Below are 20,260 nucleotides of genomic sequence, written 5' to 3'. Positions count from 1 at the left end.
TAGCGATAGGGAATGCACAAGGGGGATCTGTCTCCTTTCGATGGGTGTCGTAATATGGAGGCCGTGATGTCGGTAAGTTACTATCTGGTCTGTATGCATTGTAAAAGTGGCTTGCTGCTTGGTAAAACAATTCCGGTGGAATACTATGGCAATGACTGCTTTGGTTTTTCCCAGATGTTTGAGGCAGATGATTTGCGTGATCTGCAGCAGTTTCTAGTAGCTCATAGGCTGCATGAGTTATGAGTTCTTCCTGGTAATGCAGAAAAATTTGCATCTGGTATAGGTTTGTCTTATAGCTTTCCTGGGAGTGATGAAGATGGGCTTAAGGAACGAGAGCTTTTGGCTGAAATGACTAGGGAACCTGCAAATCCAGACTTGGATATTGAGCAAATAGATGGTCTAGTAATAGAGAAGTTGAAGGGATTTTGATTGATGAATTGAACGGTTGGGTCACGATCATTGCTAACAATGGGGGGCAGGGTCATGATTCATGCGTGCAGCTAAATCAATGACTCTGATATCTGTTGATATGGCTTCATTAATGTTTCGTGCTTTTCCTTAATGCTATTTTGAGTTTTTGCCTTGTAGGTAGTGGTCTTTACTATATGTCTATAGTTAAGTTGTTTTTTCTTTTGTTCGTTTTCCTTTTTGTAGGCGCCTGTAAAAGCCCTACGCCACATAGCTACTACAAAATTTCGCCAGTTGAGGGTGCTGAGTGCTTGAGGTATCTGGAACGGGCGGATATTACTGCTGATGAATTTATGGAAGTCAACAGTTTTGCAAATACTGGAAACTACCTTTGCCGGGTGCTGCTCGCTAGTTGGTATGAGCGAGGGGTTTCCGTGCCTATTGATTATGATAAAGCAAGAGAGGTGTACCAGGCTGCTGCAGAGGCTAACCCCGCAGCGTACTTAGCACTTGGGCGAATGGCTAAGCTGGGACGCGGGCAAGAGGTTGACTATGTGCTGGCAAGGCAGCTCTACAAGCGCGCATCGGATGCGGGTTCACTACAAGCTACTACCGAGCTTGGTAAATTGATGGAGGGTGGAAAGGGGGGAGCGGTAGACCCGAAAGCCGCTCTGGATCTCTATATATCGAAATCCAAAAAGTATGGCGACGAGGCGTGGATTGAGATGAGACGCTTGCGTAGCGAAGGTATAACGCTTGAATTGGCGCAGGAGGCTAAATATAACCAACTTTGGCTTCAAGGTTTGAAAGACGCTATCGGCAGTCGAATATATAAAGATAAACTTTGGCGGCTATCAGTCGGTGTGACCTCGCCAGCAACGGCAAAAATTCGCCTAGTCTCTCGAATTGGCAGAAGTATGCCTGAAGTGTCAGTCGAAGAAAGCAGTGGCGATCCCAGTATTGATGAGCAAATACTTGCCTCCATGTCACTATTAAGAATGGCGGATGAATTTATTTATCCTGAGGGGGAGGTGTTTCAGGTAATAGTTGCTCCTGTCGTTATTTCTAGAGGAGAAAAAATACCGCGAGAATAGTGCGAAATCGCTGGGGTCAGAGATCATTGATCTGGGCATGCAGCTAAATCAGTGAACCTGACCCATTAATTCCTTAGCGGCGGCGCAGCAAACTGACCAGGCCGACCAGGGCCAACAGCAGTACCAACGCGGCCACTGCGCCCACCCCATACAGGCCGCTGGTGCTCAGCAGCGGTTGCTCGACGCGCAGATAGCTCGGCTGCTTGAGCAGCAGGTTAAGCGCCGCATCGAGCTGGGCGGTGTGGATCTTGCGTAGTTCCGGCGCCGGGTCGGCGAAGCGGCCCTCTTCATAACTGCCCAGGGAGCTCCAGTAGGTATCGGCCAGGGCGCTGTTGCCTTGCGCCATCCAGTTCTGGCGGGCGAGGGCGACGCTGCGCAGGCGTTCCAGCGTGACGTCGTCCAGGCCGTCCTTGGCAAGGTGCTGGAGCAATTCATGCAGGCGCTGCTGGGCTTGCGCCACATCCTTGCGCGCCACCTCGGCGTTGATGCTGAAGAAGCTGCTGCTGCCGTAGGCGCTGCGCTCCACGCTGGGGCTGTAAGCCAGGCCTTGTTCCAGGCGCAGGTCGCGGTACACCGCCCATTGCAGGTAGTCGCGCAGCAGCTGCCAGGTGCCCTGGTCGAGCTCGCCGACCCAGGGCTCGGTGAAGATCAGGTTGACCTGCGCGGTATCGCCGACCAGCCCGGTTGTCATTGTGCGCTCGGGCGCGGCGTGACCAGTGCTTTCCGGCAGTTCACGCAGCTCGGGCATCGGGCCTGGCGGAAGCTCGCCGAAGCGCCGCTCCAGGTAGGCGGGCAGGCGGCGATCCAGGTCGCCGACCATGATCAGGGTCATGTTGTTGGCCACGTACCACTGTTCGTGTACACGCTCCAGGGTGGCAGCGTCCAGGCGCTCCAGCGAATCCTGTTCGGCGCAGGCCTGGCCCAGCTCCGCGGCAACCTGTTCGGTGGCGTCGTTGCGCTTGCTCGAAGCGCCCAGCAGGCGCTGCCAGGCAGCGGGGTGTTCGCCATTTTCGTGAACGATCACTTGCTTGGCCGCCTCGACACGTTCGGGCGTGAACTCGGTGTTGAACAGTGCGGCGAGCAGCAGGTCCAGCGCCGCACGCTGGTTGGCGGCGGGCACCTCAAGGACGAAGGTGGTGTCGCTGTCGCGGGTGAAGGCATTCCAGTCGCCACCCAGGGCCTGCATGCGCTCTTCCAGCCCGGCTTCGCCGCTGGCGTCGATGCCGCTGAACAGCAGGTGTTCGAGCAGGTGGGGTAATTCTTTCTGGTCGCAGTCGAACTGGTCGAAGCCGACCCCGACCACCAGGCGAATCGACACGTGGCCGCGCTCGGCGGTGGGCTTGAGGATCAGCTGCAGGCCGTTGTCCAGCGGGTAGCCCTCGACCTTCAGGCGGTCGGCGGCCCATAGCTGGCTGCACAGCATCAGCATCAGCCCCAGCAGCAGCGTCAGTGAGCGGGCCATGGCCCGCACTATTCGCCACCTTCTTCGGCGAGCAGGGCACCGGTTTCGTGGCTGCCGAGTACGGCATAGGCGCTTGCGCAGAACAGTGAGTTGAGGCGTTTCATGTCGTCGATCAGTTCCAGGTGCAGTGAGCTGGTTTCCAGACTCTTGACCACCTGCCTATGCAGACGTTCGACATGTAAATGGGTGAGCCGGCGCTCCTGGATGCGGAAGCGGCGTTTTTCGCGGAGCAATTGCCGGGCGGCATCGGCGTCGGCGGAGAAGAACACCGACAGGCCCAGGCGCAGGTTGCCCAGCAGGCGTTCGTGCAGCGCACTGAGCTCCTCCAGGCCGCTTTCGGAAAAGGCATGGCGCTGGGCGGTCTTCTCGTCTTGGATCTTGCCGAGCATGCGCTCGATGATGTCGCCGGCCCGTTCCAGATTCGAGGAGAACTCGATGATCTCGGCCCAGCGCCGGCTGTCCGTTTCGCTCAGGTCTTCCTGCTGAACCTGGGCCAGATACAGCTTCACGGCGGTGTACAGGGCATCGATGTCGTCGTCGATGCGGCGCAGGTCCTTGGCAAGAATCGGCTGGCTGCCGCGCAGGGCATCCTGCAGATGGCCGAGCATGCTGTCGACCAGGTCGCCGATGCGCAGGGTCTCGCGCGTTGCGTTGGACAGCGCCAGGCTCGGCGTGGAAATCGCTGTGGGATCGAGGTGGCGGGCCTTGGCGACGGCGTTGACGTCCGGGCGATCAGGCAGCAGCCAGTTGCAGAAGCGCGCCATCAGCCCCAGGGTTGGCAGCATCAGCAGGCAGCGCAGGCTGTTGTAGAGCACGTGGAAGGCGATCACCAGCTCGGCGGGGTGCCATTTCAGGCTGTCCAGCCAGTGCGCCAGTGGGTCGAGCACCGGGATCACCAGAACCAGACCGATCAGCTTGTAGAGCAGGCTGCCCAGGGCCACGCGGCGGCCGGCCTGGCTCTGCATGCTGGCGTTGAGAAAGGCCAGCACGCCGCTGCCGATATTGGCGCCGATCACCAGGCCAATGGCCACCGGCAGGCCGATCACGCCAGAGCCGGTCAGGGTGGCGGTGAGCAGCACCGCGGCCAGGCTGGAGTAGGAAATCAGCGCGAACAGTGCGCCGACCACCGCATCGAGCAGCACGTCACCGGTCAGCGAGGCGAACAGCACGTGGATGCCCTTGGCCTCGGTGATCGGTGTGGCGGCGGTGACGATCAGTTGCAGGGCTAGGATCATCAGCCCCAGGCCGATGCCCACGCGGCCGAGCTGGCCGGCGCGGGTCTGCTTGCGCGACAGGAAGAACACCACGCCGAGAAAGATCAGCAGCGGCGACAGCCAGCTGAGATCGAAGGTCAGCACCCGTGCCATCAGCGCGGTGCCGACATCGGCGCCGAGCATGATCGCCAGTGCCGGGGTCAGCGCCATCAGGCCCTGGCCGACGAAGGAGGTGACCAGCAGCGCGGTGGCGTTGCTGCTCTGCACCAGTGCGGTGACCGCAATGCCGGCGACGAACGCCATTGGCCGCTTGCCGACGTTGTGGCTGAGCACGCGGCGCAGCTGCGAGCCGTACACCCTCAGGATGCCGGTACGCACGATATGGGTGCCCCAGATGAGCAGGGCAATGGCGGACAACAGATTGAGCAGCGTCAACATCACGCATCTCCCTAATATGCGGATTCGATCCCGGGTGCTTGGGATACTGCCGATGACGGCGTTCGTTGAGGTGTGGTCACCAACACCGCTGTCTCTTACAAGCTGTAGTTGTAGAAGCGCGGGTTGCCAAGCAAGGAATGGAATGCTGTTTGGCCGGCAGGTTGTGCGGTGCGCCACGTAATCGCGGTGCTCTGTTGCAAGCAGCCGCCAATACGCCTAGCATGCGCGCCTTCTCTCAACCGACAGCAAAGGAGGTACATCATGCAGCAGCTGATCACCCTTTGCAGGTCGCGCCTGGCTTGATCGCATTCGCCGCTACTTGTTAGCGGTGCCGCAACGCCCGGCCTCTGGCCTGCCAATCCGAATATCTTTCTGTTTCAACCCATCAGGATTGGACTATGGGCACTTGCATTCGCAATTTGTCCGACAGCGCCGTATTGGTCGCTGCGGACGACACCTGGATCGAAGGAAAAGCGATCCAGCAACTCGAAACCACCGCTCGTCTGGCGGGCATGCATCGGGTGGCCGGCATGCCGGATCTACACCCGGGGCGTGGCTACCCGGTCGGCGCGGCATTCTTTTCCGTAGGGCGCTTTTACCCGGCGCTGGTCGGTAACGACATCGGCTGCGGCATGGCGCTGTGGCGCACGGACATACCGACCGCCAAGCTGCATCTGGACAAGCTGGAGAAGCGTCTCGGCAACCTCGACCTGCCGCTCGACGAGAGCTGGCAGGGGGCAGTCGCCGGCCTCGAGCTGCCGACCACGGGCCACGAGCGCTCTCTCGGCACCATCGGCGGTGGCAACCATTTCGCCGAGCTGCAGCAGCTCGATGAAAGCTACGACGATGCCGCACTGGCAGCCTTGAACATCGAGCACAAACACCTGCTGTTGCTGGTGCACAGCGGCTCGCGCGGCCTGGGCGAAGCGATCCTGCGTGAGCAGGTCGACCTGTTCGGTCATCAGGGTCTGGAGGCGGGCAGCGATGCCAGCAGCCATTACCTGAGCCGACACGACGGCGCGCTGCGTTTCGCCGAAGCCAACCGCCAGCTGATCGCCCGGCGCATGCTCGAACGCTTGCGTGCCGACGGCGAGAGGCTACTCGACATCAACCACAACCTGGTCTCGCCGGCACGTGTCGATGGCCTCGATGGCTGGCTGCACCGCAAGGGCGCCACGCCGTCGGATCAGGGCGCGGTGGTGATCCCCGGTTCGCGCGGCGACTACAGCTACCTGGTGCAGCCGATCGCCGATGAGCGCAGCCTGCTGTCCCTGGCCCATGGCGCCGGGCGCAAATGGATGCGCAGCGAGTGCAAGGATCGCCTCGCCGCGCGCTACAGCGTCGAGCAGCTGAGCCGCACCGCGCTCGGCAGCCGGGTGATCTGCGCTGACCGTGCGCTGATCTACGAGGAGGCGCCCGAGGCCTACAAGGCCATCGACTCGGTGGTCGGTGCCTTGCGTGAGGCGGGACTGGTTCGCGTGCTGGCGCGATTTAAACCGGTGCTCACCTACAAGACGCGCGGAGGATGCTGCTAATGATCCTTCTGCAACTTACCGCGGCCCAGGGGCCGGATGAGTGCGCATTGGCAGTGGCCAGGGCAGTGCCCAGGCTACAGGCCGAAGCGGAGGGCCTTGGTGTGACGGTACGGGTGCTCGAAGAGGAACAGGGGCCGCGGCGCGGCACCTTGCGTTCGATATTGCTGGCGCTGGAGGGTGAGCAGGCCGAGCGGCTGGTGGGTGACTGGACGGGCTCGCTGCAATGGACCTGCCCCAGCCCGTACCGGCCGGGGCATGCCCGCAAGAACTGGTTCTTCGGTGGTGCGCGTTTCGCCGCGCCTGCCCAGGAACTGGCGGGCGAAATCCGCTTCGAAACCCTGCGCTCGTCCGGGCCGGGTGGCCAGCACGTCAACACCACCGATTCGGCGGTGCGTGCTACGCATGTGGTCAGCGGCATCAGCGTCAAGGTGCAGAGCGAGCGCAGTCAGCACGCCAACAAGCGTCTGGCATTGCTGCTGATCGCCCAGCGCTTCGCCCTGCATGCCCGGGCGCAAGCCGATGCGGCACGGGCGCAGCGTCGTGATGCCCACTTGCAGGTCGAGCGCGGCAACCCGCATCGTGTGTTTCGTGGCGAGCGTTTCGAACCCGCAATGGATTGAGCAACAGCCTAAAAAAAAACGGGGCCTCGAAGGCCCCGTTTTTATTGCATCAGCCTCAGTCAATCACTGGCCGGGCACGTCCTTGCGCAGCTTCACCGGCTCTACGTCGTCCTTGCCTTCGGCGCGGCGGCGGGCGGTGCGCATGCGGATGTTCAGCGCTTCCACGGCCAGGGAGAAGGCCATGGCGAAGTAGACGTAGCCTTTCGGCACGTGGACTTCGAAGCTCTCGGCGATCAGTACGGTACCGACCACGATAAGGAACGACAGAGCCAGAATCTTCAGGCTCGGGTGTTTCTCGATGAAGTCGCTGATGGTGCCGGCGCAGATCATCATGACGATGACCGCAACGACGATGGCCGCGACCATGACCGGCACGTGGGAGACCATGCCCACTGCGGTGATGACCGAGTCCAGCGAGAAGACGATGTCGATGATGGCGATCTGGATGATGGTACCCAGGAACTGCTTGCCGGCGCCCGAGGGCTGCTCGGGGCTTTCTTCCTCGCCTTCCATGCCGTGGTAGATCTCGGTGCTGCTCTTCCACAGCAGGAACAGGCCACCGAAGAACAGGATCAGGTCACGGCCGGAGATGCCCTGGCCGAATACGTGGAACAGGTCAGTGGTCAGGCGCATGATCCAGGTGATGGAAAGCAGCAGCAGGATGCGCGTGACCATGGCCAGGGCCAGGCCGAAAAAGCGGGTGCGCGCCTGCAGGTGCGGCGGCATGCGCGACACCAGAATGGCGATCATGATGATGTTGTCGATGCCCAGAACGATTTCCAGGGCGGTCAGAGTCAAGAAAGCAACCCAGATTTCCGGGTTGGTGAGCCATTCCATTAGAGGTTCCTTGTGGGTGATAGAAAAACTGGCGCGAGCCATCGGCATGGATGCCGAAGTCTAGCGCCAGCAATGTGAAAATTTCGTCAAAATGTTTGCGGATCAGCTACCGAACAGCGGAAATACGCCAAGTACCAGGGCCGTCGCCAGGATCGCCATGCACACCAGCACCGCCCACTTGAGGGTGAAGCGCTGCAGGTCGCCGAACTCGATCTTCGCCAGGCCGATCAGCAGGTAGGTGGACGGCACCAGCGGGCTGAGCAGGTGCACTGGCTGGCCGACGATAGAGGCGCGGGCCATTTCCACGGCGCTGATGCCATAGCCGGAAGCGGCCTGGTTCAACACCGGCAGGATGCCGTAGTAGAAGGCATCGTTGGACATGAAGAAGGTGAACGGCATGCTTACCAGCGCGGTGATCACCGCCAGGTGCGGGCCGAGGGCGTCCGGGATCACCGCCAGCAGGCTCTTGGACATGGCGTCGACCATGCCGGTGCCGGTCAGGATGCCGGTGAAGATACCGGCCGCGAAGATCAGGCCGACCACCGCCAGCACGTTACCGGCATGGGCAGAGATACGGTCCTTCTGCTGCTGCAGGCAGGGGTAGTTGATGATCATGGCGATGCTGAAGGCGATCATGAACAGCACCGGCATCGGCAGCAGGCCGGCGATCAGGGTGGTCATCAGCACGATGGTCAGCAGGGCGTTGATCAGGATCAGTTTCGGGCGGCGGGCCTCGGGATACTGGGACACGCTGATCTCGTCCTGGGTGATCTTGCCTTCCGGCAGCTGCAGCACGCCCAGGCGCTTGCGCTCACGCAGGCCATAGAGGTAGGCCACGCCGAACAGCACGATGGCGCCGACGATCATGCCGGGAATCATCGGCACGAAGACGTCCGACGGGTCCACATGCAGGGCGCTGGCGGCGCGAGCGGTCGGGCCGCCCCAGGGGGTCATGTTCATGATGCCGCCAGCCATGATGATCAGGCCGGCCATGATGGTCGGGCTCATTTTCAGGCGGCTGTACAGCGGCAACATGGCGCCGACGCAGATCATGTAGGTGGTCGAGCCGTCGCCATCGAGGGACACGATCAGCGCCAGGGCTACGGTGCCGACGGCAACCTTGAGCGGGTCACCCTTGACCATCTTGAGGATCAGGCGCACGGGCGGATCGAACAGGCCCGAGTCGATCATGATGGCGAAGTAGAGGATGGCGAACATCAGCATCACGCCGGTGGGCGCGAGCTTGCTGATGCCTTCGAGCATCATCGGTCCGATCTGCGCCGCGAAGCCGCCGATCAGGGCGAAGATGATCGGGATGATGATCAGGGCGATAAGCGCTGACAGGCGCTTGCTCATGATCAGGTACATGAAAGTCGAGACCATGGCGAAGCCAAGGAATGTGAGCATGGGAGTTCTCCGGACGGGATTCGGCTAGGGGCGGGTAACGCGAGTGGCTAGCTAGCTTCGAGGCGAGCGGAGGGGGCGATGCAGGCGTGAGGAACGGGGGCGCAGCATGGTTAATCACCTGTTTTGTTCTTGTTGACGGCAGCTGCGGGCCTCACTGGCGGCAGCTCATCGACCGATCTTTGTCGGTCAGTGGGCGGATGCTAGAACACGAAGCTTTCAGCCAGCTTTCGCCAGGCTCGCCAAATCGAGCAACCCGCGATGATCGGCGCGCGCCCTGCAGCCCGCGCCGTTGCTGGTCTAGAGCAGATGCTCGAGCAAAAACAGCATGGCCACCAGCGAAGCGGCGGCTAACAAGTGCTGCAAAGTGATGATGCCGGCCATCAGGTTGGCATCGCCGCCAAGCTGGCGGGTCAGCACATAGGCGGTCGGCGCGGTGGGCAGGGCGAAGAACAGCACCAGCACGGTGCTTTCCATGGTCGGCAGCTGCAGCCCATAGGCCACCGCCAGGGCCAGCAGGGGCATCAGCAGCAGGCGCAGCAGGCTGTTCCAGGCCAGGGCCGGGATCTCGCCGCCGAGCTGTTCGGGTTTCAGGGCGGCGCCCACGCAGAGCAGGCCCAGGGGCAGGCTCGCGGCGGCCAGCAGGCTGAGCAGCCGGCCGCTGCCGCCGGGCAGGCCCAGGCCGCTCAGGTTCACCAGGGCGCCGGCCAGGCAGGCCAGGATCAGCGGGTTGCGGATGATCGGCAGCAGCAGGCTGCGGGCGCTGACCCCACGTTCGGCGGTCAGTGACCAGACCGACAGCACGTTGACGGCCGGCACCATCAGCGCCAGCATCAGGGCTGCCAGGGTCAGGCCCGGCTGGCCGAACAGGCTGCCGACGGCGGCCAGGCCCAGGTAGGTATTGAAGCGCAGAATGCCCTGGCTGAAGGCGCCGAAGCGTGCCGCCGGCCAACCGCGCAGGCGGCGCATCACCAGCAGGGCCAGCCAGGCGATGCCCAGGCCGAGCAGCACGGCCAGTGCCATGCGCGGCAGTTGCGGGTTATCCAGCGGTGCGGTGGCCAGGCTGTTGAACAACAGCGCCGGGAACAGGATGAAGTAGTTGAGGCGTTCGGCGCCGGGCCAGAAAGCCTCGTTGGGAAAGCCACGACGGCTGAGCACGTAGCCGCCGACAATCAATGCAAAGAGTGGCCAGAGGGCCAAGAGCAGTTCGGTCACGGGAGCCCCCGGTGGTGGTGAGGGTGCATCTTCGCCAGTGCCGATTGATCAGGCAAGCAGCGATACCACAGTGTCTTCAGGAGGACAGGATGAGTAATCTGCATCAAGGCGGCTGCCAGTGCGGCGCAATGCGTTACCAGTTTCGCGCCCCCTTGCGGGATATCGCCCACTGCCACTGTTCTGTCTGCCGACGCAGCACCGGCGGCATCCTGGTGACCTGGATCACCGTGCCGCGCGACGCCTTTACCTGGCTGCAGGGTGAGCCGGCCTGTTTCGCTTCCTCGCCCAGCTGCGAGCGTTACTTCTGTGCGCATTGCGGGGCTCACCTGGCATTGTTCACCACCTTGAGCCCCCATAGCCTGGATGTGACCATCGCCACCCTGGATCACCCCGAGCGGGCCGCCGCGGATCGGCACATCTGGACGCAGGACCGACTGCCCTGGCTAGAGGTCGACCCCAGCTTGCCGTGCGAGCAGCAGGAACATATCGACTAGCACTGCAGGGCGGCCAAGCCACCGAAGCTAACGCGTCGCCTGGCGTTGCGAACTTTATTAAAGAATGGCTGTCGCGCGCCGATTATCCCTCTGTATCTCGTCTATTGCCTCTCGTGCCGCATGCCAAATGCGTCCTCCTGTTCAACGTGCCGCGCAGACGGCGTGACAACAGGCAACTCTTTCGCTTCGTTATCGAACTGCCGAAGTATTTTGAATAGGTGACCCACCGTGCTCAGAAACATCCCGTTGAGCCTCAAGCTCCTGTTGATCCTCGCCTGCCCGCTGCTGGGCTTCCTTTGGCTCGCCGCCCTGGAGGTCAGCGATAGCTACCAGACCTTGCAGGAAATGGATCAAACCCAGGAGGCCAGCGTCGTCGCGCAGAAAGTCAGCCAGCTGATTACCGTGTTGCAGCGCGAGCGGGGCGCCAGTGGCGTATTCCTGGGCAGCCAGGGCAAGAACATGCAGGACGTGCTGCTGCGCATGCGCGGCCAGACCGATGCTGCCCTGGCCGATGCACGTGCCCTGGCCGGTAGCGCCGATGCCGGGCTCGATGAAGCGCTGGCCAACCTGAGCGGGCTGGATGCCATGCGTGGGCAGATCGACAAGCTGGCAATCAACAACCGCGAATCCGGTGCGCGCTTCACCGATATCATTCGCAAGCTGATCGGCTATACCCATGCCGTCGAGCGTTCGGTCACCGACCCGACACTGTCGCGCGCCCTGTCGTCGCTCAACCAGTTCATCGAGATGAAGGAACGTGCCGGGCGCGAGCGCGCGACCCTTGGCGTGGTGTTCAACCAGGATCGTTTCGATGCCGATCTGCTCTCCACCTTCAGCCGCAACCTGGGCGAGTTCACCGCCTACTCGGAAGGCTTTCGCCGCAACGCTTCGCCTGAATTCCTGCGCAAGCTCGACGAGAAGATGCAGCAGCCCAGCGCCCTCGAAGTGGCGCGCCTGCAGAAACTGGCCTTTGATACGCCGCTTGGCCAGCCACTGGGCATCAAGGCCACCGACTGGTTCCAGACCTCCACCGCGCGCATCGACCTGATGGGCGAAGTGGAAACCGAGCTGGGCCAGAGCGTGGGTGAGCTGGCCGCCCAGGCCCGCGCCAAGGCCTCGGCCATGCTGTGGATGACGGCCATCAGCGTGCTGGTCGCCATGGCCGTGGTGGCCGTGCTGTCCTACCTGATCATCAGCAACATCAAACTGGCCGTGGGCGAGGCCAATCGGGCCCTGTTGTCGCTGTCGCAGCGCGACCTGACGGCCCGTTCGGCCTATGTCGGCAAGGACGAGTTCGGCGAGATCACCCGTAACCTCAACATCATGACCGAGGAGCTGACGCAGATCGTCCAGGAAATCGGTTCGGCCACCGCCCAGGTCGCCACCGCGGCCGAAGAGTGCTCGGCGGTCACCCTGCAGACCAGCAACAGTCTGGAGCGCCAGCGCCAGGGCACCGAGCTGGTGGTCACTGCCATCAACGAGATGAGCGCCACGGTTCGCGAAGTGGCGCAGAGCACCAACGACGCCGCGGAAATGTCGCGCCAGGTCAACGTCAACACCACCCAGGGCCGTCAGGAAATCGAACGCACCGTCGAGGTGATTCGGGAGCTGTCGACCCAGGCCGACGACACCGCGCGCATCATTGGTGAGCTCAAGCACGAGAGCGATTCGATCTCCTCGGTACTCGACGTCATCCGTGGGATTGCGGACCAGACCAACCTGCTGGCCCTCAACGCGGCCATCGAAGCGGCGCGCGCCGGCGATCACGGTCGCGGCTTCGCGGTAGTGGCCTCCGAGGTGCGCACCCTGGCGCAGAAGACCCAGGAGTCCACCGGCAACATCCAGGAGATGATTGCCAACCTGCAGCGCGGCTCCGACCTGGCCACCCAGTCCATGCAGGAAACCCTCGGCAAGGCCCGGGCCGGTGCCAGCAACATCGAGCGCGCTGGCGACCTGCTGGCCGAAATCGCCTCGGGCGTGTCCAGCATCAGCGACCGCAACATGCAGATCGCCGCCGCTGCCGAGGAGCAGAGCGCGGTGGCCGAGGACATCAACCGCAACGTGGTGGAGATCAACGACGTGGCCATCCAGGTCAGCTCCGGCGCCGAGCAGACCGCCGTGACCAGCCAGGAGCTGGCGCGCCTGGCCGATCACCAGCAGAAACTGGTGAGCCGCTTCCGCCTGGCCTGACCGACCGCGGCGAGTCGCCGCCCGGCCGATCCTGGCGGGCGGCGATCCAGCCGGTGTACACCGCCAGTCGGTGCCACGAAAAATTAATGAATTCTTGGCCGCCCAGGCCGGTCAGAGCCTGACCCTTACTGCTGGATCCCTGCAATGCCATTGATAGTCATAGCCGAAGACGAACGCTCCATCAGGGAGCTGCTCGTGGAAATCTTCGAAGATGAAGGCCATGAGGTCAAAGCCTTCCCCTGCGCTGACGACGCCTGGGATTACCTCTCCAGCAGCGACGGCCAGGTGGACATGGTGCTCACCGATTTCAGCATGCCGGGCGATATCGACGGGATCTTTCTCGCCCATCTGATTCGAGACCGTTTCCCGGATCTGCCGATCATCATCTCCTCCGGTTTCCTGGAAGGCACCACCGATTTCGACGGCCTCAACGTGGCCGTCATTCCCAAGCCCTGGAGCGTCAGCCAGTTGCTCGCCATGTGCGCCTCGATGACCCCAGCCAAGGCGCTGCCGCCAGGCATCGCTGGCGCCTGACCCCTCCTGTACCTGCCTGACAGGTGACTGCGCAGAAACCGCGGCAGATATGTAAAATCGCCGCCCCGTTTTACTGCTGGAGATGTCACCTTGGCCATTCACTACTCGCCGTCCTCGAACACCATCGCCTGCGGGCGCAGCGGCGCGAGCCTCAGCGCCACCGAGGATCAGGCGCAGGTTTCCTGCAAACTCTGCCTGCGCTCGCTGGACAAGGCGACGGCTCCCGTGGCGACCAATCGCACCCCAACCCTGGCCGAACTGCGCGCTGCAGCCCGTGCCGCCAAAGCACCAGCGGCCAAGCCGGCACTGCCAGCAACCGTCAGCGTGAAAGCTGCCTGGCAGCAGAAACTCGAACAGCTGCCTGGGCGCAACCGTCTGCCGCGTGGTGTCGCGCGCCAGTCCTTTGTCTAAGCTCCTTCACTGGCCGCAAAAACACTGAACCGAAGTGATGGCCTGGCTACCAACTTGCATGCCCGATATCGTCCGATTTGACGCACGAGGGGATGGCTGAGGTGGAGTCGATGAAGCAACTTGACCTGCAGGTGGTTCAGCAGGCTCGCAACTGGCTACAGCAGGGCCGTGCCGTGTGGCTGTGCACGGTGCTGTCCACCTTCGGCTCGGCGCCACGGGCGCCAGGGGCGATGCTGGTGGCGCTGCCGTCCGGCGAGTCCTGTGGTTCGCTGTCCGGCGGCTGCGTCGAGGAAGATTTTCTCGAGCGGGTGCAGAGCTCGGCATTCGCCCCATGCAACCAGATCGTGCGCTACGGCGAAGGCGGCTTGACGCCCACCCGTGCGCTGCCCTGCGGTGGCGTGCTGGACGTGCTGGTCGAGTACCTGCAACCGGGCGAGGCCACCGAGCGGATGCTCGGCCAGGTCGAACAGGCGCTTGGCGGTGGTGAGCTGCTGGTGCGCGAGGTGCCCCTGGGCGAGGGCGCCAGCCGCTGCCGGCCGGGCAGCATGGCGGATGCGAAGATCCAGCGCAGCGCCGAGCAGGTGTCGATTCGCGTCGGTGCCGTGCTGCGTGTGATCCTCGCCGGCTGGTCGCCGGTGGCCGAATTCTGTGCCGGCTTTGCCGTGGCACTGGGCTATGAGGTGATCGCCTGCGACCCTCGCGCCGAGGTCGTCGCCGACATCAGCGTGCCAGGCGTGCAGGCCATCGAAATTCTTCCTGCGCGCTTTATCGCCGAGCAGGGCGCCCATGCTGCCACGGCGATCCTGGCGCTGACCCATGACCCGCGCCTGGACGACCCGACCCTGATCGAAGCGGTGCGTACCGAGGCCTTCTATATCGGCGCCATGGGCTCCCAGCGTACCAGCGACAAACGCCTGGAGCGGCTGGCACGACTGGGCGGCTTGAGGCCCGAGGCCATGGCGCGTATCCATGCACCCATCGGCCTGCAACTGGGCAGCAAGTCGCCGGCGGAAATCGCCCTGGCGACCCTGGCCGACGTGCTACGGGTCGCCAACGGCATCGACCGCAGCGCGCTGTAACCCATGGCAACGAACAGCCCCGTGGTCATCGTGCTCGCCGCCGGGCGCGGCACGCGCTTTCAAGCCTCCGGCGGTGCCGGCAGCAAGCTGCAGGCCGACCTGCACGGCAAACCGGTGCTCGACCATGTGCTGGCGGCGGTCGAGCGCTCGGGGCTCGATCATCATGTTGTTCACAGCGCTGACGGCGACGGCATGGCCGATTCGATCGCCGCCGGTGTGCGGGCCACGGCAACGGCCTCGGGCTGGCTGGTCCTACCCGGTGACCTGCCGCTGATCAGCGCGCCCAGCCTGCACAGCGTGGCTCGGGCATTGGCGCAGCAGCCAGTGGTCGTGCCGACCTTCGAGGGCAGCAGGGGCCACCCGGTCGGGTTCGCCCGTGAGTGCTTTGCGGCGCTGGCCGCCCTGAGCGGTGAAGCCGGCGGTGCTGCGGTGGTTGAGGGTTACCGTCGTGAAGGCCGAACCCTGCTGTTGCCGCTGGATGATCCGGGCATTCTCACCGACGTCGACACGCTCACCGATCTGCAGCGAATCCACGCTCTGCTGGCCGCTGCCAAGTAGCGCCATCAGCGGGCCGCGGCGAAAAACGGCAGCCCCTCGATTATCACTATCGACGCAAATGATGGGGTGCTTCAGGGCTTTACCGATACCCTGTACCTCGATGAACACAACACCATGGGCTTTCGAAAGAAGCCGGTGGTCTCTCCGGTTCATCATCCTTTGGTTACCGCCTCTAGTTGGGGCGGTTTTTTTTGCCCGGCGAAAATGTCACGCATGTGAAGTGCACCCGTGGATGGCCGCGGTGTCACAGAGGGCGGCCTCCGATCCATCCTGAAGAGCGAGATAACGGTGTTTCATCTGATCACGGGCGCCCTGGCCCTGTATGTATTCTGGCGAATGGTGTGGCTGCAGCCCTGGCCGCGAGCGACCAAGGCGCTGCTCGGCGTGTTGCTCCTGGCGGTTGCCCAGCACCATCTGGTGACCCGCTATTTCTTCGGCAGCATGGCCTCGCCGGAAATTCCCGGCACCCTGCTGATGGCGCTGGGCTGCGCATTCGGCGCGTTGATCATCAGCGCCATGGCGCTGTCGGTGCTGGATATCGCCGCGCTGCTGCCACGCTTGCGGACGGCCCTTGGCGCTCCGCGGTTGCGTGCTGGGGTGGGTGTTGGAGCGATCCTGTTGTCGGCCCTGGGCGTCTGGCAGGCGGTGCGGGTGCCCGATGTGCGCGAGGTGGAAATCACCCTGGCGCAGCTGCCCGCCGAGCTGGACGGCCTGCAACTGGTGCAGCTCACCGACCTGCACGCCAGCCGTCTGCTGCAGCGCCCGTGGATGGAGGCGGTGGTGGCCAGGACCAACGCCCTGCAGCCGGACCTGCTGGTGATTACCGGTGATCTGGTCGATGGCACTGTGGCTGCGCGAACTGCCGATGTGGAGCCCTTGCGCGATCTGCGTGCTCGGCTGGGCGTGTACGCGATTGCCGGCAACCATGAGTACTACGCCGAGTATCAGCACTGGCTGGAGCACTTCGCGCAGCTGGGCCTGCCGATGCTGCTCAACAGGCATGTGACCATCAGAGACCGTGGCGCCAGCCTGGTACTGGCCGGTATCACCGATCCCGCTGCCGCGCGCTTCGGCCAGCCGCTGCCGGATATCGACGCAGCATTGGCCGGTGTGCCTGAGGACGCCGCGGTGATCCTGCTCAGCCACCGGCCCCTGGCTGCCGCGGGCAATGCCCTGGCCGGCGTCGACCTGCAGCTGTCCGGGCATACCCACGGCGGCCAGGTGCTGGGCATGCATTGGGTCACCCAGGCGTTCAATGAGGGCTACGTGTCGGGCGAATACGCGGTGGGCGACATGCGCCTGTACGTGAGCAACGGCACCGGCCTGTGGAACGGCTTTCCGCTACGCCTGGGCAAGCCTTCGGAGATCACCCGCATCACCCTGCGCTCGGCCAAGGGCTAGGGTCAGGCCGAGACGGCGGTACTTGCGCGTACCACCAGCTGGAAGGGCAGCACCTGGTGCCGCTCGCCGCTGGCCTTGCCGTCCAGCTGCGCCAGCAGCATGGCCACGGCGTGCTGGCCGAAGGCTTCGGCTGGCTGGGCAATGGTGGTCAGCGGTGGGCTGCAGAAGGCGGCGAAGGAGATGTCGTCGAAGCCGGCCACCGCGATGTCCTCGGGAACTCGCAAGCCGGCCTGGCGAATGCACTGCAGGGCGCCCATGGCCATCTCGTCGTTCTCGCAGAAGATTGCCGTCGGCCGCCCTTCGGTCTGCAGCAGAAGCGCCGCGGCGGCATGGCCTGACGGGCAGTCGTAATTGCCGTATTGCAGCAGGGCAGGGTCGACTGCGATGCCTGCGGCCTCGAGGGCGTGCTGGTAGCCGGCGAAGCGCTCGCGGGTCAGCGGGCTGTCCGCCGGGCCCTTGATCAGCCCGATGCGTCGATGCCCGAGGGCCAGCAAGTGCTCGGTCATGGCCCGTGCGGCGCCGCGGTTGTCGAGGCTCACGGTCGGCCAGGGCGCATCGTCGACGATCTCGCAGATGTTCACCAGCGGCGGGTGATCCTGGCGTGCGAACGGGTCGAAGGCGCGCAGCTGGATGACCCCATCGGCCTGGCGGGCATCCACCAGCGCGGCGAACTGCCGCTCGGTCTCGGGGTTGCCCAGGGTATTGCACAGCAACACCCGATAGCCGGCCGCGCTGGCCGCTTCCTGGATGCCGCGAATTACCCGGGCGAAGAAGGTATTGGCGATATCGGGCACCAGCACCACCAGGTTGTGGGTGCGCTGGGAACGGAACTGGATGGCCATCAGGTTGGGCGTGTAGCCTGCCCGGTCAACGGCTTCCAGCACCTTTTCGCGGGTGTCCGGCGACACCTGCTGCGGGCTCTTCAGGGTGCGCGAAACCGTGGCGACCGAAACGCCTGCCAGTGCGGCTACCTTGCGGATATTCGTCATGCATCCTCTGTCTGCTGGCCGGCTCTGCGCCTTTTGCGGCGGCTAGGTTACCCCAAGCCGACGGTCATGGCGCGCTTGACCTGAACCGCTTGGATGTCTATATATCAGCTTATGTAACCGGTTACATTCAATAAGAATAGCGCAATCGGAGTGTTGTAATGGCTGTGTCTCGAGTAAGGCTGGGCATGATCGGCGGCGGCGCCGGCGCCTTTATCGGCAAGGTGCACCGCCAGGCTGCGGCACTGGCTGGCGGCATCGACCTGGTGGCCGGGGCGTTCAGCCGTGACCCGGCCAGCAATGCCGAAACCGGGCGTGACTGTGGCCTGTCGGCGCAGCGTGTGTATGCCAGCTGGCAGGCGTTGCTGGACGGGGAAGGGCGTCTCGACCCTGCCGAGCGCATCAACCTGCTGGCCATCGTCACCCCCAATCACCTGCACGCGCCCATCAGCGGCGCTGCACTGCGCGCCGGTATCCATGTGTTCTGCGAAAAGCCGGCGGCGCTGAGCAGCGCCGAGATCACCGAGCTGGCGCACCTGCTGGCGCAGGGCAAGGCTCTGTATGGCCTGGCCCACACCTACCAGGGTTACCCGATGGTCTGGCAGGCGCGGCACATGGTGCAAGCCGGCGCGATTGGCCGACTGCGCAAGCTGCACGTCGAATACCCACAGGGCTGGCTCAGCGACGATCTCGCCGGCCAGGGCAACAGGCAGGCCGCCTGGCGCGGCGACCCGCAGTTGGCCGGGCAGGGCGGTTGCATTGGCGATATCGGCACCCACGCCTTCAGCCTGGCGGAGTTCGTCAGTGGTCAGCGTATCGAGCGTATCTGCGCGCACCTGGCGACCCATGTGCCGGGTCGTGCGCTGGACGACGATTGCGCCATGCTGTTCACCACCGAGCAGGGTGCCAGCGGCGTGTTGCTCGCCAGCCAGGTGTGCGCCGGTGAGGAGAACGCCCTGAAGATCCGCCTCTACGGCGACAAGGGCGGCCTGGAGTGGCGTCAGGAAGAGCCCAACAGCCTGATTCATCGCGCCCTCGATCAGCCCATGCGCGTGCTGCGCGCTGGAGCCAACCATGGCTGGTTGTGTGACGAAGCGCTGCGGCGCATTCGCCTGCCTGCCGGTCATCCCGAGGGTTATCTGGAAGCCATGGCCAATCTGTACGCCGACTTCGCCCTGGCGATTGGCGGTTCGCGCCGCGCCGCTGCCGCCTTGCCCGGCATCGAGACTGGCGTACGCGGCATGGCCTTTATCGAAGCAGCGCTGGCCAGCCACACCAGCGAGGCAAAATGGACACCCTTGGGAGCGTACCCATGACAGCCAAGACAGGGGGCATCCGCGGCCCCGGTATTTTCCTCGCCCAGTTCCTGGCGGCCGAAGCGCCGTTCGATACGCTTGCCAACCAGGCTCGCTGGGCGGCCTCGCTCGGCTACAAGGGCATCCAGCTGCCGACCCTGGGGCCGCAGTGCATCGACCTGCAGCGCGCCGCCGAGAGCCAGGCCTACTGCGACGAGTTCAAAGGCATCTGCGCCGAGGCCGGGGTGGAGATCAGCGAACTGTCCACCCACCTGCAAGGCCAGCTGGTGGCCGTGCACCCGGCGTTCGACAACCTGTTCGACGACTTCGCCCCGGCGCCACTGCGGGGCCGCCCGCAGGCGCGCACCGCGTGGGCCGTCGACCAGTTGAAGCTCGCCGCCCGGGCCAGCCGGCGCCTTGGCCTGGCGGCCCACGCGACCTTCTCCGGTGCGCTGCTGTGGCCCTATCTGTACCCCTGGCCGCAGCGCCCGACGGGCCTGGTGGAGGAGGGTTTCGCCGAGCTGGCACGGCGCTGGCTGCCGATCCTCGAAGCCTTCGACGAAGCGGGTGTCGATCTCTGCTACGAGCTGCACCCCAGCGAGGACCTGCACGACGGTGTCACCTTCGAACGCTTTCTGGCCGCCGTTGGCGATCACCCGCGGGCGAACATTCTCTACGACCCCAGCCACATGCTGCTGCAGCAGATGGACTACCTGGGCTTCATCGACCGTTACCACCCGCGCATCCGCATGTTCCACGTCAAGGACGCCGAATTCCGGCCCGATGCCCGCGCCGGTGTGTATGGCGGTTACCAGGCTTGGGTCGATCGCCCGGGGCGGTTCCGTTCCCTGGGCGATGGGCAGATCGACTTCAAGGCGATCTTCAGCAAGCTCACCCAGTACGGCTACGCCGGCTGGGCGGTGCTGGAATGGGAGTGCTGCCTCAAGGATTCCGCCCAGGGCGCTGCCGAGGGCGCGGCGTTCATCGAGCGCCAGCTGATCACCCGCGCCGAACGCGCCTTCGACGATTTCGCCGGGGTCGCCAGCAGCACCTCGCGCAACCGAGGGCTGCTTGGCTTGAAGTAG

At 63.8% G+C, this 20,260-nt stretch carries 19 protein-coding genes; 13 read left to right on the top strand and 6 right to left on the bottom strand.

The genetic code is table 11. The features are described 5' to 3' along the window. Positions 1-66 precede the first annotated feature (66 nt). Together BM154_RS24140 and BM154_RS23740 are read left to right on the top strand one after the other, a co-directional pair. Positions 67-243 carry a hypothetical protein gene (locus BM154_RS24140; protein WP_167364648.1) on the top strand — a complete coding sequence of 59 codons (177 nt, stop codon included), beginning with the start codon at positions 67-69 and terminating at the stop codon, positions 241-243. A gap of 362 nt (positions 244-605) precedes the next feature. Beyond that, entirely contained in the window at positions 606-1,502 is an 897-nt protein-coding gene (locus BM154_RS23740) for a tetratricopeptide repeat protein (RefSeq protein ID WP_139225383.1), read from the top strand. Between the two features lie 73 nt (positions 1,503-1,575). On the opposite strand, the gene BM154_RS04905 is transcribed toward BM154_RS23740, so the two are convergent. Next, the gene (locus BM154_RS04905; protein ID WP_074882382.1) at positions 1,576-2,964 is read right to left on the bottom strand and encodes a M16 family metallopeptidase; all 1,389 of its coding nucleotides are present in this window, start codon (positions 2,962-2,964) and stop codon (positions 1,576-1,578) included. A gap of 8 nt (positions 2,965-2,972) precedes the next feature. Beyond that, complete coding sequence (locus tag BM154_RS04900) at positions 2,973-4,616, bottom strand: Na/Pi cotransporter family protein (RefSeq protein ID WP_074881243.1); 1,644 nt, start codon at positions 4,614-4,616, stop codon at positions 2,973-2,975. A gap of 398 nt (positions 4,617-5,014) precedes the next feature. Here BM154_RS04900 and BM154_RS04895 point away from each other — a divergent pair, with 398 nt between their 5' ends. Both BM154_RS04895 and prfH read left to right on the top strand, forming a co-directional pair. After that, on the top strand, positions 5,015-6,151 hold the full coding sequence (locus tag BM154_RS04895; RefSeq protein WP_074881242.1) for an RNA ligase RtcB family protein: 1,137 nt from the start codon (positions 5,015-5,017) through the stop codon (positions 6,149-6,151). Continuing rightward, positions 6,151-6,771, top strand: coding sequence for a peptide chain release factor H (gene prfH, locus BM154_RS04890; protein ID WP_074881241.1), 621 nt, complete (start codon positions 6,151-6,153; stop codon positions 6,769-6,771). Before BM154_RS04895 ends, prfH begins: the two co-directional genes overlap by 1 nt. A 63-nt stretch (positions 6,772-6,834) precedes the next feature. Here the strand turns inward: prfH and BM154_RS04885 are convergent, their stop codons facing one another. From BM154_RS04885 to BM154_RS04875, 3 genes are all read right to left on the bottom strand, one after another. Further along, positions 6,835-7,608 (bottom strand): TerC family protein, encoded by a 774-nt coding sequence (locus tag BM154_RS04885; protein WP_074881240.1) that lies wholly within the window; start codon positions 7,606-7,608, stop codon positions 6,835-6,837. 102 nt (positions 7,609-7,710) lie between these two features. Then, positions 7,711-9,015 carry a CitMHS family transporter gene (locus BM154_RS04880; protein ID WP_074881239.1) on the bottom strand — a complete coding sequence of 435 codons (1,305 nt, stop codon included), beginning with the start codon at positions 9,013-9,015 and terminating at the stop codon, positions 7,711-7,713. Between the two features lie 297 nt (positions 9,016-9,312). Then, on the bottom strand, positions 9,313-10,272 hold the full coding sequence (locus BM154_RS04875; protein ID WP_208609421.1) for an AEC family transporter: 960 nt from the start codon (positions 10,270-10,272) through the stop codon (positions 9,313-9,315). Positions 10,273-10,316: 44 nt separating this feature from the next. Between BM154_RS04875 and BM154_RS04870 the strand changes: the two genes are divergently transcribed. The 7 genes from BM154_RS04870 (at position 10,317) to BM154_RS04840 (ending at position 16,894) form a co-directional block, all read left to right on the top strand. After that, the gene (locus BM154_RS04870) at positions 10,317-10,721 is read left to right on the top strand and encodes a GFA family protein (protein WP_074881237.1); all 405 of its coding nucleotides are present in this window, start codon (positions 10,317-10,319) and stop codon (positions 10,719-10,721) included. A gap of 228 nt (positions 10,722-10,949) precedes the next feature. Then, positions 10,950-12,911 (top strand): methyl-accepting chemotaxis protein, encoded by a 1,962-nt coding sequence (locus tag BM154_RS04865; protein WP_074881236.1) that lies wholly within the window; start codon positions 10,950-10,952, stop codon positions 12,909-12,911. A gap of 144 nt (positions 12,912-13,055) precedes the next feature. Next, positions 13,056-13,445 carry a response regulator gene (locus BM154_RS04860; protein ID WP_074881235.1) on the top strand — a complete coding sequence of 130 codons (390 nt, stop codon included), beginning with the start codon at positions 13,056-13,058 and terminating at the stop codon, positions 13,443-13,445. A 90-nt stretch (positions 13,446-13,535) separates the two neighbouring features. Further along, positions 13,536-13,856, top strand: a complete 321-nt coding sequence (locus BM154_RS04855) for a hypothetical protein (RefSeq protein WP_074881234.1) — start codon at positions 13,536-13,538, stop codon at positions 13,854-13,856. A gap of 110 nt (positions 13,857-13,966) precedes the next feature. Continuing rightward, complete coding sequence (locus BM154_RS04850; protein ID WP_074882380.1) at positions 13,967-14,935, top strand: XdhC family protein; 969 nt, start codon at positions 13,967-13,969, stop codon at positions 14,933-14,935. 3 nt (positions 14,936-14,938) lie between these two features. Then, the gene (locus BM154_RS04845) at positions 14,939-15,493 is read left to right on the top strand and encodes a nucleotidyltransferase family protein (protein WP_074881233.1); all 555 of its coding nucleotides are present in this window, start codon (positions 14,939-14,941) and stop codon (positions 15,491-15,493) included. Positions 15,494-15,781: 288 nt separating this feature from the next. Continuing rightward, the gene (locus BM154_RS04840) at positions 15,782-16,894 is read left to right on the top strand and encodes a metallophosphoesterase (protein ID WP_074881232.1); all 1,113 of its coding nucleotides are present in this window, start codon (positions 15,782-15,784) and stop codon (positions 16,892-16,894) included. 2 nt (positions 16,895-16,896) lie between these two features. Here BM154_RS04840 and BM154_RS04835 read toward each other — a convergent pair whose 3' ends face one another. Next, positions 16,897-17,883, bottom strand: a complete 987-nt coding sequence (locus BM154_RS04835; RefSeq protein ID WP_074881231.1) for a LacI family DNA-binding transcriptional regulator — start codon at positions 17,881-17,883, stop codon at positions 16,897-16,899. A gap of 158 nt (positions 17,884-18,041) precedes the next feature. Between BM154_RS04835 and BM154_RS04830 the strand changes: the two genes are divergently transcribed. Both BM154_RS04830 and BM154_RS04825 read left to right on the top strand, forming a co-directional pair. Continuing rightward, positions 18,042-19,196 (top strand): Gfo/Idh/MocA family protein, encoded by a 1,155-nt coding sequence (locus BM154_RS04830; RefSeq protein WP_074881230.1) that lies wholly within the window; start codon positions 18,042-18,044, stop codon positions 19,194-19,196. Continuing rightward, a complete protein-coding gene (locus BM154_RS04825; RefSeq protein ID WP_425272806.1) occupies positions 19,193-20,260 on the top strand; it encodes a sugar phosphate isomerase/epimerase family protein in 1,068 nt (355 codons plus the stop codon). The genes BM154_RS04830 and BM154_RS04825 overlap by 4 nt, the downstream gene beginning before the upstream one ends.

Origin of the sequence: Phytopseudomonas argentinensis (assembly GCF_900113905.1) — a bacterium.
In the GTDB taxonomy this organism is placed as follows: domain Bacteria; phylum Pseudomonadota; class Gammaproteobacteria; order Pseudomonadales; family Pseudomonadaceae; genus Aquipseudomonas; species Aquipseudomonas argentinensis.
This window is presented reverse-complemented; position numbering and strand designations above follow the sequence as displayed.